This window comes from Micromonospora musae, assembly GCF_003626545.1.
Taxonomy (GTDB): domain Bacteria; phylum Actinomycetota; class Actinomycetes; order Mycobacteriales; family Micromonosporaceae; genus Micromonospora; species Micromonospora musae.
In genome coordinates, this window is record NZ_RAZS01000001.1 from 530,113 (window position 1) to 546,720 (window position 16,608).

Consider the following 16,608-nt stretch of genomic DNA (forward strand, 5'->3'; position numbering starts at 1 on the left):
GGAGACACGTCAAGGTATACGTGATTTGCGTTTCAGGTATTCGCGGACGGGTCACGATCGATGGAATCGGAGGGATGGGCCGGGCCCTACGATGACGGCCATGGCGACGAGCGCGAGCGGGTACGGCGGCACCCGGAACTGGACGTTCCTCACCAATCATGGACATGTGCTGCTCGCCATCGCGCGCAATCCCACCGCGCGGCTGCGGGACGTCGCGGACGAGGTGGGGGTCACCGAGCGGGCCGCCCAGGCGATCGTCGCCGACCTGGAGGCCGGCGGTTATCTCAGCCGGACCCGGGTGGGGCGCCGCAACGAGTACACCCTCAACCCAGCCGGCCGGTTCCGCCATCCGGCCGAGGCCGACCTCGAGGTCGGGGCCCTGCTTGCTCTCTTCACCGAGCTGCCCGACACCGCCGTCGCCGGGTCCACGGCCGACGGCGGCCGGTCCGACGCCGACGATCCCGGGCCCACGACCGACGGCGGCCGGTCCGACACCTGACTCGGCGGGCCACCGCCGACACGGCCCGGTCCGCCACCGCCGGGCCCGCGACCGACCCGGGCCGGTCCGACGCCGACGATCCCGGGCCCACGGCCGACGGCGGCCGGTCCGACACCTGAGTCGGCGGGCCACCGCCGACACGGCCCGGTCCGCCACCGCCGGGCCCGCGACCGACCCGGGCCGGTCCGACGTCGACGACGCCGGGACCGGTGACCTGGACGGTTGATCGACTCGACCGAGGCCCGGATGCCGCGAGGTGGCCGGGCCGCGGTCGCGCCCGCCGTCGGTCACCGGTGACCGTCCGTCCGATGAGGACGGGTGGGCACGGTCACGTCGGCGGTGGTTCCGGCCAGGCTGCGCCCGACGGCCGAGAGCGGTAGGTTGGTCCCGTGCTGTCCGTAGCGTCCGCCCGCCCCACCTGGCGGGCCACGCTGCGCACGTTGGGCGAGCTGACCCGGCTCGCCGTGGCCACGCTCGCGCTCGCCGTCGGCCTCGGCGCCGCGGCCCCGGCCGGGCCGCCGGCCACCGCCGCCCAGCTCCAGCCCACCTCGGTCAGCAGCCAGGTCGAGGTGCTGCGACCCGAGATCGCGCCGGCCGCCGAGCGGTTGACCCCGGCCGAGGCTCCCGCGCACCGTCCGGCCGACCGGCCGCTGCTCGCCACCCCGGCGGTCGGCACCCTGACGGCGATGCCCGAGGCTCTCCCGGCGATCGACGCCGGCCGCGCCGCGCCCGGTCGCCGGGGCCCTCCGCTCGCCTGACCCGAGGGCCATCCGCCCCGGCACCGACGGCCCACCACGGCCGTGGCCGAGGCCGTTCGCGCCGTAAGCCCTGGCCGGCGTCGTTCGCCCGCAACGGCCTGACCGCTGCGTCGCCCGGCTCGACCGCCGAACCCGCACACCGGATGGCCGCCGTGCGTCCCGCACCACCGACCTCCGCGTCACGGAGCGGTGCGGGACCGGCCCCCGAATCTTCCCTCCGCTCACCAGCGGGTCAGATCGTCCATTACCGACAACCGACCACGAGGTGCAGATGATGCAGACCGTCCTCTCCGCCGTCCTGCCCGACGTGCCCCGCGCCGCCGTGATCTGGCTGAGCCTGCTCGCCGTGGTGGGCGTCGTCATCGCCACCCTGCTGCTCCGACCGGGCCGGCTCGCCATCGGCGCCGCCACGAGGATCCGGCGCGCAGCGATGCCGGGCCGGCTCGAGTTCGCCGAGGAGGAGCGGGACCGCACCCGCTACTCGCAGGAGGTCGCCGTGGCCGCGGAGCGCGCCACCAGCACCGCGGAGCGACAGCGGGCGGAGTGGCTCGCCGCGCAGGACGCGGTCGAGGTGGCCTGGCAGGCGTACGAGGCGGCCGAGGCGGACGTCCGACGCCTGGGCGCCGCCGCTGCCATGCCGCTGCCGCGTACCGCCCGCACGCCGGCCGAGTACGTGGACCGCGAGCGCTTCCTGCACCGCGCCGCGCTCGACGCGTACTGGCAGCGGGAGCTCTCCGTCGAGCAGCTCAGCGACGTGTTCGCGCACCGCAACGGCTGGGACCCGCGGCTGCACCCGGTGGAGCAGGAGCTGGTGCTGCGACGGGCAGTGCGCGACAACCTCCTCGCCCGCCACCAGGTGGCACGCGAACAGGAGCAGCTCGCCTGGCGGGAGGTCGAACGCACTGCCGCGGCCGCCCGCAGCCTGCGGGAGGAGGCGTTCGCCGCCACCGGACGCCGGGCGGAGGACGCCGAGTCGGTGCTGCCGCTCAGCGAGGTCGCCCGGCCGATGGAGCAGACGCGGGAGAACCAGGTCGTGGCGCGGGGGCGCGCGGCCGTACCGGCGTACTGACCGGGGCCCGGCGCTGACGGCCGCCTCGAACAGGGTGCAGGCGGCCGGATTGGGTTAGCGTGACCGCATGTCGCGCGAAGCGTGGATCGTCCTCCTCGTCATCGCCGGCGTCGTGCTGCTCGCGACGCTGGTCGGCGCCGTGGTGCTGGCCGTCCGGGTGGTACGGACCCACCGGCTGCTGACCTCGCTCGGCTCCAGCGGCAAGGTGGCTCTCTACGGGGCCCTGGCTTACACGATCTTCCCGGTCGACCTGCTGCCCGACCCCATCTACCTGGACGACATGGGCATCCTCGCGGGCACGTTGATCTATCTGAGCCGGCTGGTGCAGAAGCACCGGGAGGCCGCTCGCCGGTTGCCGAGCCAGCCGTACGCGCCCCCGGGCCCCGGGCAGGACCGCCGGCGCGTGCCATGATCGGTCGACGGATTGGGGGGACCGGAGATGCCGGGCACGCGCCTGCTGGACGTACGTGACGATCGGGTGATCGCCTTCTGCCGGGAACGGCACCTCGCCACGCTCACCACGCTCCGGCCGGACGGTACCCCGCACGTGGTGCCCGTCGGGGTGACCCTGGACCCGGCGTCCGGCCTCGCCCGGGTGATCACCTCCGCCGCCTCCCGCAAGGCCCGGCACGTCGCCGCTGCCGGGGCTGAGGGCGCGCCGGTGGCGCTCTGCCACGTCGACGGCCGCCGCTGGCTCACCATCGAGGGGCGGGCGGTCGTCCGGTCGGACGGGACGGCGGTCGCCGAGGCGGAGCGGCGGTACGCGGAGCGTTACCGCGCCCCGCGCCCCAACCCGGAACGGGTCGTCATCGAGGTCACCGTCACCCGACTCATGGGCAGTTTGTGACGTACCGGCCGATTTGACCGGTCTCGCGGCCCTCGAATGGACCTTCGCGAGGATCGGGCTGGCACCCGGGGCGGAGCCCGGTCGCTGGGCACTACCCGCCGCCCCTCCAGGCCGCAAACCGGGCACATCGCGCTCATCGCCCGTGCGCGCCGATGATCGACTCGGTTTCCTTGATGTCGGGGTGTCCCCGGCCGCGTGATGCCCCGACTTCAAGGACCCCGAGTCGATCAAGGGCCCAGGGCCGGGCCGCGCGGCCGGGTCGATGAGTCGACCGGCCGGGACGGCGGGGCCGCCACGGTTGTCGCATCATCCCGCCGGGACTGCGAGGAAGACGGAGCGGGCCGCGCCCCGGGTTGTTCCCGCCGGGCCCTGCGACGTGCACGACGTCACGGCGCCTCGGCGCGCCGGAATCCCCCTGCCACCGCCGCCGTTGCACCTGGTCGCGACGCCCTTGCCCCCGGCATCGGCGGCCGGAATGCCGGCCGTGACGGGGCCGTTGCACCCCCGGTACCCCGGGAGTGTCCGACGGCTCGGGGTCGCCCGTAAATGAGCCGAGCGCCCCGTTCTGGTGCTTACGCCTCCGTCGGAGGCGGCAAACCCCCGATTGGAGCCCGATTCATGAACCCGATCATCCACCGGAGTGGCCTCTCCGTCGCCGGCCTGCTGGTCGCCGGCGGGTGTGCGCTGGGCCCGGCGGTGGCGGCCCACGCCGCCCCGGTCCAGTCCGCCCCGACGACGTCCACGCAGTCCGACAAGGGCCACGACAGCCGGTCCGAGCGCCTGCTGAACGTGGACTACCAGGCCCAGCCGAACTTCTTCTACTGTGGGCCGGCCGCGACGCGGATCGCGCTCTCCGCGCAGGGCAAGCAGCTGTCGCAGGACGACGTGGCAGCACTGCTCGGCACCACCGAGGCGGGCACCCCGTCCGCCCTGGACACCACCCGCGTGCTCAACCAGCTGACCGGCGGGAAGTACAAGACCGGCGAGATCCCGGACGACGTGGCCAAGCCGAGCGAGGTGCAGCGGCTCCGTGACGACGTCATGAAGGCGCTGGACGACGGCCGTCCGGTGGTGGCGAACGTCAGGGGCACGGCGGTCGACGAGATCGGCAGCCCGCACTCGTACGAGGGCGGTCACTACGTGACCCTCATCGGCTACCGGGACGGCGGGCAGAGCATTCAGATCGCCGACCCGGCCGATCCGGCCGACAACGAGTACTGGATGCCGCTCGACAAGGTCGCGAACTGGATCGCGTCGCGCGGCTACTCCGCCTGATCCGAGCTTCACCGCGCCGGGCTGCCCCCACGGGGGCGCCCGGCGCTTCTCGTCGTTCGGGGCCGGTCCCTGCGCGGACGCAGCGAAGCCTTACGGGCCAGCCGTACGGTCCTGGTGGAGAAGGTCCGCCGAGCGGCCCGCTGCAGCCGGCGGTGCACCAACGGGCGGACCGCCCGCTGACCCGCGCCGGCGGCCGTACGCACCAGCCGGTTCGCCTCTTCGGGCTCGTAACCGGTGGCCCGCATCAGGTCGCTGGCGCTGGCGCGCAGGTCGGTGGTGAGGGTGTCGCCGAACGAGCGGACGCCCTGGGCCCACGCGCGGCCGGCGAGGTCGGCGGTCTCCAGGATGAGGGCCCGGGTCCGCTCGGGCCTCTCCTCTCCTCGCCGGCACTCCTCCCGCAGCTCCCGCACGGCGGCGGAGAACCGCGTGAGGGCGGCGGGCAGCTCGTCCGGAATCGGTTCGCCGTACTGGATGGCGGTCGCGGACCGTCTCGCCATGACCCGGACGTTGATCACGACTCGTTCGACATGGGTGAGGCCGCGGGCGTACCGATGGAACACCGCCCGGCGGTGCCAACGCGCCGGGGCCAGGGTGACCACCTCCTCCGCCCCGCTGAGCGCCTCGTTCAACCGGCCGATGTCCCCTTCGAGGCCACGCACCCGCTCCAGGGACCGGATCGAGCGCTCCGCGTCTCGTTGGCGAAGTGCGGCGGCGATCTCGTCGAGCTGATCCGAGACCGCCGCGAAGACCGGCGTCGCCGCCCGGTCGAGCACCCGTATCGGGTTGACCGGCAGCAGCAGCACGACGACCACCAGGCCGATGACGCCCCCGATCAACGCGTCGAAGATCCGGGGCAGCTCCAGCCGGCCCTCCGTGGGCATCAGCGTGGAGATCAGCACTGCGGTACCACCCGCCTGGCCGACGAGCGCCCCACCCCGGCCGGCCACCAGCAGTGCGATCACGATCGCGAAGGCCACCACCAGCCCGGTCTGCCAGGCCCCGGTGCCGAGGGAGTAGCGGAGCAGGTCACCGACGACGATGCCGAGCCCCACCCCGGCCAGCAGCTCGAAGGTGCGGCGGGCGCGTTGCCCGATCGCGCTGGCGATGGTGGCGACGGCGGCGGCCGGGGCGAAGACGTGCATGCCGCGGCCGAAGAGCTCCTGTGCGATGAGGGAGGCGAGCGCGGCGGCGAGCCCGGCCTGCACCGCGATCACGGAGATGATCTCCAGTTGGCGCAGCCGCGCCTTGCTGGCCTCACTGCCCAGACGCCGGAAGCGGCGGAGATGGCGACCGCCCCGTTCGGCGGCCGCGCTCACGGGCGACCGTTCGGGCTCCTGGTCGGCGCGGTCGTCGGTCATGACGGTAGTTACCCCACCCGGGACGGGTGAATCGTCCGGCGCGGCGGCTCTGCGGGGCGGACGTCGGGCGACGGGCCGGGACGTTCCGGGCGGCCGGTACCCGGCCGCCCGGTGAACGCTGTTCCGGTCAACGCACCTGGTCACCCTCGCCGGTACGCGCCTGCGCCCGGTCGACGCCCTTGTCGATCTTGTCGGCGTACTTGCCGCCGGTGCGCTTGTCGGCCATCTGGCCGCCCTTCTCGAGCGCCTGGTCGACCTGCTTGTCGTGCTTCTTCGCGAAGTCCTTGGCCTTGTTCATGAACTCACCCATGGCTACCTCCCCGGTCCGAGCATCGAACCGGATGCCTTCCCCGGAGTCCGGACGGCAAACGGGGGGGTCAACGGGCGAGGTGCGTGCTGAACCAGTCGGCGGCCGCCTCGGTGACCTGGTCGAGGGTGCCGGGCTCCTCGAAGAGGTGGGTGGCGCCGGGCACGATGCGCAGTTCGACAGTCCCGGTGAGCATGGCGCGCGCCTGCTCGTTCAGGGTGATCACCTCGTCGTCGAGGCCGCCGACGAGCAGGAGCGTCGGGGCGCGTACGCCGGACAGCGCGGAGTGGGCCAGATCCGGCCGGCCGCCCCGGGAGACCACCGCGCCCACCTGCGCGGGCCGGGCCGCCGCGCTGACCAGCGCCGCCCCGGCGCCCGTGCTGGCGCCGAAGAGCCCGATCGGCAGCCCGCTCGTCCACTGCTCGCCGCCCAGCCAGTCGACGATCGCGGAGAGCCGGTCGGCGAGCAGTTCGATGTTGAAGCGGAGCTCGGCGGTGCGGGCGTCCACCGCGTCCTCGGCCGGCGTGAGCAGGTCGACCAGTACGGTGCCGAGCGCCCGTTGCTGCAGTACGCGGGCCACCGCCGTGTTTCGGGGGCTGTGCCGGGAGCTGCCGCTGCCGTGGGCGAAGAGCACGACTCCGACCGGTTCGCTCGGGAGGATCACGTCGGCCACGAGTTGGGCGTCGCCGACCGGGATCGTCACCTCACTGCTGCGCACGTCCATGCCAATGACCTCCACCCGCCGGTCTCTGCACCGGGCGGGGAACGTCTTACCCCGCCCGCCGGAGGGCAAGCGTGCCGCCGCACACCGCACCACGACGAGCCGTGCCGGGGGCGACACCGCGCACCACGACGGGGGGCACTGCCGGTCGGGGCGGTGCCGCCCCGCACCGCGCACCACGACGGTGGCACCGCCGGACGGGGGCCTGCGCCGTGCACCAACGACGGTGGCACCGCCGGACGGGCCGGCCGGCGTTTGCCGACGGGTGCGCCGGGTAGCCGACGTATCGACCGCAGACCGTGTCGGCGCAGCCGCGCCCCGACGGATCGCGAGGATCACCATGGCCCAGCAGCGGCAGACGTCCCGGCAGCAACAGGCGTCCCGGCACAAGCAGAGGGCGGAGGAGGAGAACCGGCTACGGTCGGCCGAACGCAACAAGGACTGGGCGGACGATGCCGCCCACGCGCGTACGGCCGACGATCCCCGGACGATGGCACCGCGGGACGCGGGGGGCCGCCCCTCCACGGGTGACCGTTTCTGACCCGAGAGGGTGTTTGAGAAGGCCGTGCCCTACTGCGCCGGCCACAGACGACGCCCGGCCGCGTTGTCGGTTCGCCCGGATACAACACCGGTATCCGGGCGAACCTCCGCCTTGCCGAACGCCGCCTGGCAACCGGCTCGCTACGGGCGAGCCTCCTCAAACACCCTCTGAACCCGACGGTCGGGGTGGGCGTCGTCCCACCCCGACCGCGCGTCAGCGCTCCCGCTCCGGCAGCCGGAGCAGCGGCGACCGCCCGGGTGGGTGTTCCGGGGCCGGTCCAGCGGGATGCGCCGAGGGGACCGGCACGGTCACCGGCTCGTCGCAGGTGACCCGGATCGTCTCACCGTGGTGGCGCAGCTCGATCACGTCGTCCGGGTCGGCGTGGCGCAGCGCGTACGTGGTCTGGTGCTGCCGGACGTCCACCCGCAGCCGCCGGCCCCGCCACAGCAGCGAGAACTCCAGCCGGTTCAGCCCGCTGGAGAGCCGGGGCGCGAAGGAGAGTGTGCCGTCGTGGTCGCGTAGCCCACCGAACCCGGCCACCAGGGCGATCCAGGCGCCCGCGAGCGAGGCCATGTGCACGCCGTCGCGGGTGTTCTCGTTCAGGTCGTGCAGGTCCATCAGCGCGGCCTCGCGCAGGTAGCTGTGGGCCAGCTCCGGGTGGCCGACCTCGGCGGCGAGCACCGCCTGGGTGCAGGCCGAGAGGGACGAGTCCCGCACCGTGCGCCGCTCGTAGTAGAGGAAGTTGCGCAGCTTCTGCTCCGGGGTGAACGCGTCGCCCCGCCAGTGCATGGCGAGCACCAGGTCCGCCTGCTTGACGACCTGCTTGCGGTACAGGTCGAAGTAGGGGTAGTGCAGCAGCAGCGGGTACTTCTCCGCCGGGGTGTGCACGAAGTCCCACTCCTGGAGCCGGGTGAAGCCCTCCACCTGCTGGTGCACGTCGACGTCGTCGTCGTACGGCAGGTGCATGTCGGTCGCCGCGTCCCGCCAGCCCGCCGCCTCCTCGTCGGTGACGCCGAGGCGCAGCGCCTCGTCCCGGTAGCGGTTCACCGCCTCGGCGGCGGCGAGCAGGTTCCGCTGCGCCATCAGGTTGGTGTAGACGTTGTCGTTCTTGACCGCCGTGTACTCGTCCGGCCCGGTCACCCCGTCGATGTGGAACTTGCCGTGCCGGTCGTGGTGGCCGAGCGAACGCCACAGGCGGGCGGTCTCCACCAGCAACTCCAGGCCGATCTCGCGCTCCAACTGGTCGTCCCCGGTGACCAGCACGTACCGGCGCAGCGCGTCGGCGATGTCGGCGGCGATGTGGAACCCGGCGGTGCCCGCCGGCCAGTAGCCGGAGGACTCGGGGCCTTCGATGGTCCGCCAGGGGAAGGCCGCGCCCTTCAGGTTCAACGTCTGGGCCCGCTCCCGGGCCGAGTCGAGGGTTGCGTGCCGCCAGTGCAGCGCATCGCGGACCGCGTTCGGCTGGGTGTACGTGAGCACCGGCAGGACGAACATCTCGGTGTCCCAGAAGGCGTGCCCGTCGTACCCGGGGCCGGTCAGCCCCTTCGCCGAGATCGGTCTGCGCTCGGCCCGAGCACCGGCCTGGAGCACATGGAAGAGACCGAAACGGACCGCCTGCTGGACCTCCGGGTCGCCCTCGACCCGCACGTCCGAGGCGTCCCAGAACTCGTCGAGGTAGGTCCGCTGCTCGCGGCAGAGCCCGTCCCAGCCGTCGAGCCGGGCGGCGGCGAGCGCCGCGCCGACCTGGTCGCGCAGCGCCGGCAACGACCGGCGGCTGGACCAGCCGTACGCCAGGTACTTGACCACCCGCAGCTTCTCGCCGGGCTGGAGCACGCAGCCGATCGTGGTGCGGACCCAGTCCTCGTACCCTTCGGACTCGATGGTGGTGCGGTCGGGCCCGTACACCTCGTGGTCCATGGCGGCGGCGACCCGCAGCCCGGAGACCTTGGTGCGGTGCAGGAGCAGCCCGCCGTCGTCGGTGGTCAGCTCCTCCTCGGCCTGCAACGGCGATTCGAGTACCGCCGCGACGCGCGGGTCGCGGCTCTGCGCCGGCAACGTCTCGTTGGCGACCAGCTCCGACTGGACGATCAGCCGCAGCGGGGCGTCGATCGCCTCCACCTCGTAGTTGATCGCGGCCACCGACCGCTGGGTGAACGAGACCACCCGGGTGGTGCGCACCTTGACCTCGCGGCCGGCCGGCGAGCGCCAGTGCACCTCCCGGTGCAGGGTGCCGGCGCGCATGTCGAGGATGCGTTCGTGGGAGAGCAGCTCGCCGTAGCGGACGTCGAGCGGCTCGTCGTCGACGAGCAGCCGGATCAGCTTGCCGTTGGTGACGTTGACGATGGTCTGGCCGGACTCGGGGAAGCCGTATCCGGCCTCGGCGTACGGCAACGGGCGCAGCTCGTAGAAGGAGTTCAGGTACGTGCCGGGCAGTCCGTGCGGCTCGCCCTCGTCCAGGTTGCCGCGCAGGCCGATGTGCCCGTTGGAGAGCGCGAAGACCGACTCGGACTGGGCCAGCACGTCCATGTCCAGCCGGATCTCCCGGACGTGCCACGGGTCGACCGGATAGGCCCGTTCCCTGATCATGCGCCGCGCCCTTCGTCGAGCAGCTCGGAGAGGTCGCGGACCACGACGTCGGCCCCGTGCGCCCGTAGCTCGTCCGCCTGGCCCACCCGGTCGACCCCCACCACGTAGCCGAAGCCACCGGCGCGGCCGGCGGCCACGCCGGCGAGCGCGTCCTCGAAGACGGCCGCCCGGGACGGGTCGACGCCGAGCATCCGCGCCCCGGCGAGGAAGGTGTCCGGCTCCGGTTTGCCGCGCAGGCCCTGGGCGCGGGCGACCAGTCCGTCGACCCGTTCCTCGATCAGCGGTTCCAGGCCGGCGGCGGCGACCACCTCGCGGCCGTTGGCGCTCGCCGTGACCACGGCCCGCCGCAGCCCGGCGGCGGCCGCCGCCTTGAGGTACGTCACCGAGCCGGGGTAGACGTCGACGCCGTGGGTACGCAGCTCCTTCAGGAGCAGGACGTTCTTCCGGTTGCCGATCCCGTTCACCGTCGCCGCCTCGGGCGGATCATCCGGGCTGCCCTCGGGGAGCACGATCCCGCGGGAGGCCAGGAAGGTCCGTACGCCGTCGGCCCGGGGGCGCCCGTCGACGTAACGGTTGTAGTCCGGCCCGGGGTCGAAGGGTCGGTACGGCTCCCCGGTGGCGGCGGCGCGCTGTCGCAGGAACTCGTCGAACGTCTCGGTCCAGGCCGCGTTGTGCACCCGGGCGGTCTGCGTCAGCACACCGTCAAGATCGAATAGGCAGGCGGTCACGTCAGCAGGCAGGCCCAGCACGCTCCGAATCTAACCACCGGAACCGGCCGGCAAACCCGTTTCGGGGGGTCGAGATCGGCTTCGGGCGGTTCGCGCCCGCCGGGTCACTGCGAGCGGAGCGTCCAGATCACCGTCATCTCCGACGTCGGCGTGCCGTCGTCGGTGGTGATCTCGATCCGCACCGGGAACTCCGGTCGCCGCCCGGACTCCAGCTCCGCGATCACCTCGGCGGGCGGGCGTCCCAGCCGGGCGGTGGCGCGCACCGGCCCGAGGGCCAACTTGCGGTAGGCGATGTCCGCGCGTACGGCCAGCGGCACCACCCGGTCGAGCAACTGCCCGAAGGCGGCCAGCACGACCGCGCCGGAGGCGGTCTCGCCGAGGGTGAAGACGGCCCCGGCGTGCGGACCGCCGACGTGGTTGTGCGTGTCCGGCGTGTCGGGCAACCGGAGGACCGCGCGGACGCCGCCCTCGGCCTCGGGAGCGATCTCGACGAACTCGAAGCCGAGCGTACGGGCGAACGGCACGGCCTCGGTCATCCGGGCCGCCACCTGGCGTGAGTCGATGGACATGACGGAACGCTACTCCTGGGTAACCCGATCTCGCTAGGCCCGGATCAGCGCCCGGTCTGCTGCCGGCGGGGGAGGCGACGGCCTTCTCGGCGCGGAGCGCTCAGCGGGCCTTGGTGAAGCGCACGAACGCGGCCCAGGCCCGCGGGTCGAAGGCGAGCACGGAGCCCTGCCGGTCCTTGCTGTCCCGCACGGCGACGACGCCCGGCAGATTGTCGGCCACCTCCACGCAGTCGCCGCCGTTGCCGCTGCTGCGGGTGCTCGTGCGCCAGGTCGCGCCGGTCAGGTCCATGTCTCCGCCGCCTCCGAAATCAGCTTCAGGGTGGCCCCGTGGGGCATCGCCTCGGCCCGCACGGACTCCCAGATCTGCCGCAGGGAGTGTACGTCCGCGCTCCGCTCGACGATCGTGCCGTGCAACTGGTTGTCCAGGTACGCGATGTCATCGCCCTCGGGCGGCGTGGCGAGCACGAACGCCCCGTTCAGGCCGGGGTAGGCGCCGGTGCTGCGCGGCACCAGGTGCAGATGGACCTTCGGCCGGCCACCCACCTCCAGCAGGTGGCGCAGCTGCTCGCGCATCACCTTCGGCCCGCCGACCGGGCGCTCCAGCACCGTGTAGTCGAGCACCACGACCAGCTGCGGCGGGGCCGGGCGGGCGAGCACCGTCTGCCGGGCCAGCCGGGCGGCGACCTGCTGCTCCACCTCGTCGCCGACGAACTGACCGGCCCCCTCGTAGAGGGTTCGCGCGTACGCCTCGGTCTGGAGGAGACCGGGCACGACCAGCGGCTGGAAGCTGCGCAGCGCGGCCGCCTCCTGCTCGATCGTCACCCACTCGCGGAACCACGGCATCAGGCTCTCGCGGACCAGCGTCTCCCGGATCCGCGCCAGCAGCCCGCCGCCCGAGAGCACCTCGTCGCAGCGCCGGGCGAACTCCTCCCGGGGCGGGCGGCGACACTGCTCGACCGCGGCCACCAGCGAGGCGGAGTAGCTGAGGCGCTCGCCGAGCGCCTCCTGAGAGAGCCCGGCGGCCACCCGAAGGCGGCGCAACTCCCCGGCGAACAGCTCCAGCATCGGCATCCGGCTCATCTGCACACCTCTGCACACGGGTGACGGCGAACTGCACGGCGGCGCCGTACGGCGCGTTCCACTTCCGACCGTAGTGCCGCCATCAGCAGACTGTCACCCAGCGGCCCGTCCCTGTCCAGCGAGAACGGGTCGCCGGGGCCGTCCCGCCTCCCCCGGGCCGGGACGGCCCCACCCGACCACGATCCGCGGGGCAGCCGCGGCGAGAGGAGGCGGACGTGACAGGTCACCGGCTACCGCAGCCGCAGGAGGGACCGGCCGCCGAGCGGCCCAGGCCGTACCCGTCGTACGCGAAGCCGCACCTTCCGCTGCGCCCGATGTGGTGCTGCGGAGCGTGCGGCCGGCCCTGGCCGTGCGCCGACGCGCGGCTGCTGCTCAAGGCGGAGTACGCGGCCGACCAGGTCGCGCTCTCGATCTACCTCTGCGGGCTGCTCTACGAGGCGGCCCAGGACCTCTACCGACTCGACCCCGACCACGGCCCGAGCCCCGGCGACCTCTTCACCCGGTTCGTCGCCTGGGGCCCGTACCGGCGGCCGATCGTGGACCTCCCCCGCTGAGCGTTCCGGCCAAGAGACCGTCGGGAAACCCGATGGTCTCTAACGCCAGCCCACGTCGATCCGGTCGCCCCGCTCGTCGAAGAAGTGCAGGGCGTCCATCCGTACCCGCACCGAGAGCGAGTGACCGGCCGCGGCCGCCGGGTACGGCGCGAGGCGTACCGCGAGATCGGCGGCGCGCCGGGCGTGCGCGCCGGCGTCGGGCAGCACACTCGACCGGGCCCGGCCCTCGGCCCGCTCCGGCGCCTCGGCCGACTTGCCGGCGAGCCGCTGGACCACCTGCCCGAAGCGACGCCGCCCGCGCTGACCGGGGTCCGCAGGCTCGCCCCGGCTGCCCATCTCGTCCACCACGATCGCGGTGGCCCCGATGTCGAGGTAGGCCAGCGACTCGTGCCCGTGGTGCTCCAGGTAGCGGATCCGGCCGTGCAGCAGGTCGCCCGGGTCGTCCGGGCCGACCGGGGTGAGCGCCTCGGCCCGCATCCCGACCACGATCCGCTCACCGTGGTAGTGCGCCACCGCCCGGCTGCGGATGTCGTCCCAGGGCAGGTAGAGCGCCTGCTCGCCGAGGGTGAGGGTGACGTAGCGGTCGAGGTGGACGTAGACCGACGCCTCCAGCAGGTTCATCCGCGGGCTGCCCAGGAACGCGGCCACGTAGAGCGTCGCCGGCCGGCCGTAGACCTGGGTGGGCGTGCCGACGTCCTGGAGCACGCCGCGGCGCATGATCGCGACCCGGTCGGCCATCGTGAGCGCCTCGGCCTGGTCGTGCGTGACGTAGACGGTGGTCACGCCCAGCTCACGGGTGAGGCCGGAGATCTCGGCGCGCAGTTCGGCGCGCAGCCCGCTGTCGAGGTTGGACAACGGCTCGTCCATCAGGAACAGCCGGGGCCGGCGGACGATCGCCCGGCCCATGGCGACCCGCTGCCGCTGCCCGCCGGAGAGCTGGCCGGGCCGGCGACCGAGCACGTCGCCGATGCCGAGCGCGCCCGCCACGTCGGTGACGCGCTCACCACGCGCGCCCGGCTCCATCCCGGCGAGCCGCAGCGGGAAGGAGATGTTGTCGCCGACCGTCATGTGCGGGTAGAGCGCGAAGTCCTGGAAGACCATGGCGACGCCCCGCTCGCGCGGCGACAGGTCGTTGGCCAGCTCGCCACCGAGCATGACCGCGCCCCGGGTCGGGTCCTCCAGGCCGGCGACCATCCGCAGCACCGTCGACTTTCCGCACCCGGACGGGCCGAGCAGCACCATGAACTCGCCGTCGCTGACGTCGAGGTTGACGCTGTCGACGGCCACGGTGCCGTCCCGGAAGACCTTGGTGACATCCTTCAACGCGACGGTGGTCACCGCCACCTCCCCGACTCGTCGCACCGAACCCGAATGACTGTGACGAAAGTCATGCCGCGCGCACATCGGGTGAACGTGCCAAGTTCGCTCCGTGACGACGCCGTCACGGACGGATCGAGGCACGACTATGCCGCCGGGTGGCGCGTCGATGCGGTCGGGCGCGACGGTCAGCAGCGGTGGCGGGACTCGGGCGGCTCGCCGAGGAAGACCTGCCGGACCACCCGTTCGGCCGCCCGCCCGTCGTCCAGGGTGCAGAACCGGTCGCGGAACCGCCGGCGGGCCCGGGTCGCCGCGTCCGCCGAGACCGCGCCCGTGCGGAACACCTGGAGCAGGTCGTGGAAGGTCATCGCCACCGCGCCCGGCGGCTCGGCCGTGATGTCGAAGTAGACCCCCCGGGCCAGCCGGTACGCCTCCCAGTCGGGCGCGTAGATGACGATGGGCCGGTCCAGGACGGCGTAGTCGAACATCGCCGATGAGTAGTCGGTGATCAACACGTCGGCGACCAGGTAGAGCTCCTCCACCCGTTGGTACGCGCTCACGTCGGTCACCTGGTCCCGCTGCACCGCGCGACGCGGCCGCCGGTCCCGGTCGTGGAAGTAGTGGCTGCGCATCAGCAGCCGGACGGAGGGCCCGAGCGCGTCGACGAAGTGATCCGGGTCGAACGGCGGCCGGTAGTTGGGCAGGTGCTCCCGGTGCGTGGGCGCGTAGAGCACGACCTGCTCGGCGAGGCCGATGCCGAGTCCGGCACGCAGCCGCCGGACGTCCTCCGGGGTGGCCGTCACCAGCAGGTCGTTGCGCGGGTAGCCCACCTCCAGCGTGGTGTACCGCGCCGGGTACGCGCGGTCCCACATCTGGGTGGAGAAGCTGTTCGAGGTGATGCTGTAGTCCCAGCGGTCCACCCGGCGCAGCAGGCCGGCGAAGTCCATCCGGCCGGCGCCGATCGGGTACCGCTGCTGGTCGAGCCCCATCACCTTGACCGGGGTGCCGTGATGGGTCTGCACGTGCGTGGAGCCGGGCCGCTTGCGGACGAAGTCCGGGAAGTTGACGTTGTTCACCAGCCAGCGGGCCCGAGCCAGCGCCCGGTAGTAGGCCCGGCTGCCGGCCACGACGAACTCGACGCCGGGCGGGAGCGTCCGCACCCGGTCCCGCCGGACCACCCAGACCCCGCGTACACCGGGTGCGAGCCGGCGGGCCGCCTCGTAGATCGCCGCCGGGTTACAGGAGTACCCCCGGTACCAGTACGCGGCGTAGACGGCGAGCGTCGGGTCGAGCGGCCGTCGCAGCTCCGCCCGGTAGTACTCGCGCAGCAGGACGTCGCGGGCCCGTCTGGCGCTGCGCCGGGCCACCGGCGTCACCCGCCGCCTGGCGGTACGCGCCGACCGGCGGGCCGCGTCCCGGGCCCGGTTCGCGGTCCGCAGGGCGCTGAAGGTACGCCAGCGGCCGGTGGCGACCAGCCGGTGCTTCAGCCCCTCCACGCCGTGCGGGGCCGGATAGCCCTCGGGCGGCAGCCAACGGGAGTAGTCGGCGGTGATCTGCGCGAAGAACGCCGGGCGCAGCTCCGGCGCGATCCGCTGCCCGTTGCCGAGGACGGTCAGGTAATGCCAGATCATCCGCTCGAAGACCGCCGGGCGTAGTCCGTCGACCGCCGACCCCCACCGGTCCATCAGCCGGAACACCCGATGCCACTGCGGGAAGACCTCGAAGTGCCGCTCCCCCCGGGTGCGGGTGATCGCCCCGGCGCGGCGCTGCCGGTAGTTGACGCAGACCCGGTCCAGTACGCCGATCCGGTCGGCCGCCATCAGCGCCGGGTAGCTGAACGACACGTCCTCGTACCAGCCGGGCGCGAAGCGCAGCCCCAGGTCGAGCAGGAACCGCCGGCGGACCAGCCGGTTCCAGGCGGTGTGCAGCAGCCGCATCGTCTCCGGCCGGTCCCGCAGCCGGAACGTCTCGACGCCGGGTGGGGTGGGGAAGACCTCGCGCATGGCGCTGCGGGTGGCGCTGTCGTTCCAGTGGGTGCGTACGTGGTCGACGACCAGCACGTCCGGCCGGGTCTCGTGCAGCCGCTCGACGACCACCGGCAGGCACTCCGGCGTCAGCCAGTCGTCCCCGTCCACGAACCAGACGTACTCGCCGGTGGCCCGGTCCAGCCCGATGTTGCGGGCCGGACCGAGCCCGACGTTCTCGGTCAGCCGGACGGCGCGGACCCGTGGGTCGCGCGCCGCGTACTCGTCGATGATCTCGCCGCTGTCGTCCGGCGAGCAGTCGTCGACGGCGATGACCTCCAGGTCGGTGAAGGGCTGGTCGAGGATCGAGTCCAGGCACTCACGCAGGTAGCCCTGCACTCGGTAGGCCGGCACGACGAAGCTGATCAGGGTCAT

17 protein-coding genes and 1 pseudogene are annotated in these 16,608 nt (G+C 73.3%); 8 read left to right on the forward strand and 10 right to left on the reverse strand.

Features of this window, described 5'->3' with window-relative positions; genetic code table 11:
- Nucleotides 1-91: 91 nt before the first annotated feature.
- The 6 genes and pseudogenes from D7147_RS02500 to D7147_RS02525 all read left to right on the forward strand — a co-directional run.
- A pseudogene (locus D7147_RS02500) lies at nt 92-412 on the forward strand (helix-turn-helix transcriptional regulator); the annotation flags it as partial.
- A gap of 476 nt (nt 413-888) precedes the next feature.
- Complete coding sequence (locus tag D7147_RS02505; protein WP_120673590.1) at nt 889-1,257, forward strand: hypothetical protein; 369 nt, start codon at nt 889-891, stop codon at nt 1,255-1,257.
- Nucleotides 1,258-1,528: 271 nt separating this feature from the next.
- Nucleotides 1,529-2,326: a hypothetical protein gene (locus tag D7147_RS02510; RefSeq protein WP_233562881.1), complete on the forward strand. Its 798-nt coding sequence runs from the start codon at nt 1,529-1,531 to the stop codon at nt 2,324-2,326.
- A gap of 67 nt (nt 2,327-2,393) precedes the next feature.
- A complete protein-coding gene (locus D7147_RS02515) occupies nt 2,394-2,738 on the forward strand; it encodes a YkvA family protein (RefSeq protein WP_120673591.1) in 345 nt (114 codons plus the stop codon).
- Nucleotides 2,739-2,765: 27 nt separating this feature from the next.
- On the forward strand, nt 2,766-3,173 hold the full coding sequence (locus tag D7147_RS02520; RefSeq protein ID WP_120673592.1) for a pyridoxamine 5'-phosphate oxidase family protein: 408 nt from the start codon (nt 2,766-2,768) through the stop codon (nt 3,171-3,173).
- Between the two features lie 618 nt (nt 3,174-3,791).
- Nucleotides 3,792-4,448 (forward strand): C39 family peptidase, encoded by a 657-nt coding sequence (locus tag D7147_RS02525; RefSeq protein ID WP_120673593.1) that lies wholly within the window; start codon nt 3,792-3,794, stop codon nt 4,446-4,448.
- Between the two features lie 8 nt (nt 4,449-4,456).
- Here the strand turns inward: D7147_RS02525 and D7147_RS02530 are convergent, their stop codons facing one another.
- The 3 genes from D7147_RS02530 to D7147_RS02540 form a co-directional block, all read right to left on the reverse strand.
- A complete protein-coding gene (locus tag D7147_RS02530) occupies nt 4,457-5,806 on the reverse strand; it encodes an FUSC family protein (RefSeq protein ID WP_120673594.1) in 1,350 nt (449 codons plus the stop codon).
- Between the two features lie 127 nt (nt 5,807-5,933).
- Nucleotides 5,934-6,116 carry an antitoxin gene (locus D7147_RS02535; protein WP_120673595.1) on the reverse strand — a complete coding sequence of 61 codons (183 nt, stop codon included), beginning with the start codon at nt 6,114-6,116 and terminating at the stop codon, nt 5,934-5,936.
- Between the two features lie 67 nt (nt 6,117-6,183).
- Nucleotides 6,184-6,837, reverse strand: a complete 654-nt coding sequence (locus D7147_RS02540) for a dienelactone hydrolase family protein (protein ID WP_120673596.1) — start codon at nt 6,835-6,837, stop codon at nt 6,184-6,186.
- 337 nt (nt 6,838-7,174) lie between these two features.
- Here D7147_RS02540 and D7147_RS02545 point away from each other — a divergent pair, with 337 nt between their 5' ends.
- On the forward strand, nt 7,175-7,375 hold the full coding sequence (locus tag D7147_RS02545) for a hypothetical protein (protein ID WP_120673597.1): 201 nt from the start codon (nt 7,175-7,177) through the stop codon (nt 7,373-7,375).
- Nucleotides 7,376-7,588: 213 nt separating this feature from the next.
- Here D7147_RS02545 and D7147_RS02550 read toward each other — a convergent pair whose 3' ends face one another.
- The 5 genes from D7147_RS02550 to D7147_RS02570 all read right to left on the reverse strand — a co-directional run bounded on the left by D7147_RS02550 (nt 7,589) and on the right by D7147_RS02570 (nt 12,338).
- The gene (locus tag D7147_RS02550) at nt 7,589-9,961 is read right to left on the reverse strand and encodes a glycoside hydrolase family 65 protein (protein ID WP_120673598.1); all 2,373 of its coding nucleotides are present in this window, start codon (nt 9,959-9,961) and stop codon (nt 7,589-7,591) included.
- The gene (locus D7147_RS02555) at nt 9,958-10,710 is read right to left on the reverse strand and encodes an HAD-IA family hydrolase (RefSeq protein ID WP_120673599.1); all 753 of its coding nucleotides are present in this window, start codon (nt 10,708-10,710) and stop codon (nt 9,958-9,960) included. Before D7147_RS02555 ends, D7147_RS02550 begins: the two co-directional genes overlap by 4 nt.
- An 83-nt stretch (nt 10,711-10,793) precedes the next feature.
- Entirely contained in the window at nt 10,794-11,258 is a 465-nt protein-coding gene (locus D7147_RS02560; RefSeq protein WP_120673600.1) for a DUF4442 domain-containing protein, read from the reverse strand.
- Between the two features lie 100 nt (nt 11,259-11,358).
- Nucleotides 11,359-11,547: a DUF397 domain-containing protein gene (locus tag D7147_RS02565; protein WP_120673601.1), complete on the reverse strand. Its 189-nt coding sequence runs from the start codon at nt 11,545-11,547 to the stop codon at nt 11,359-11,361.
- Entirely contained in the window at nt 11,538-12,338 is an 801-nt protein-coding gene (locus tag D7147_RS02570) for a helix-turn-helix domain-containing protein (RefSeq protein ID WP_120673602.1), read from the reverse strand. The genes D7147_RS02565 and D7147_RS02570 overlap by 10 nt, the downstream gene beginning before the upstream one ends.
- A 215-nt stretch (nt 12,339-12,553) precedes the next feature.
- Here D7147_RS02570 and D7147_RS02575 point away from each other — a divergent pair, with 215 nt between their 5' ends.
- Nucleotides 12,554-12,892, forward strand: a complete 339-nt coding sequence (locus tag D7147_RS02575) for a hypothetical protein (protein ID WP_120673603.1) — start codon at nt 12,554-12,556, stop codon at nt 12,890-12,892.
- Nucleotides 12,893-12,931: 39 nt separating this feature from the next.
- On the opposite strand, the gene D7147_RS02580 is transcribed toward D7147_RS02575, so the two are convergent.
- Both D7147_RS02580 and D7147_RS02585 read right to left on the reverse strand, forming a co-directional pair.
- Nucleotides 12,932-14,230, reverse strand: a complete 1,299-nt coding sequence (locus tag D7147_RS02580) for an ABC transporter ATP-binding protein (protein WP_120673963.1) — start codon at nt 14,228-14,230, stop codon at nt 12,932-12,934.
- Nucleotides 14,231-14,397: 167 nt separating this feature from the next.
- Complete coding sequence (locus tag D7147_RS02585) at nt 14,398-16,608, reverse strand: bifunctional glycosyltransferase/CDP-glycerol:glycerophosphate glycerophosphotransferase (protein ID WP_120673604.1); 2,211 nt, start codon at nt 16,606-16,608, stop codon at nt 14,398-14,400.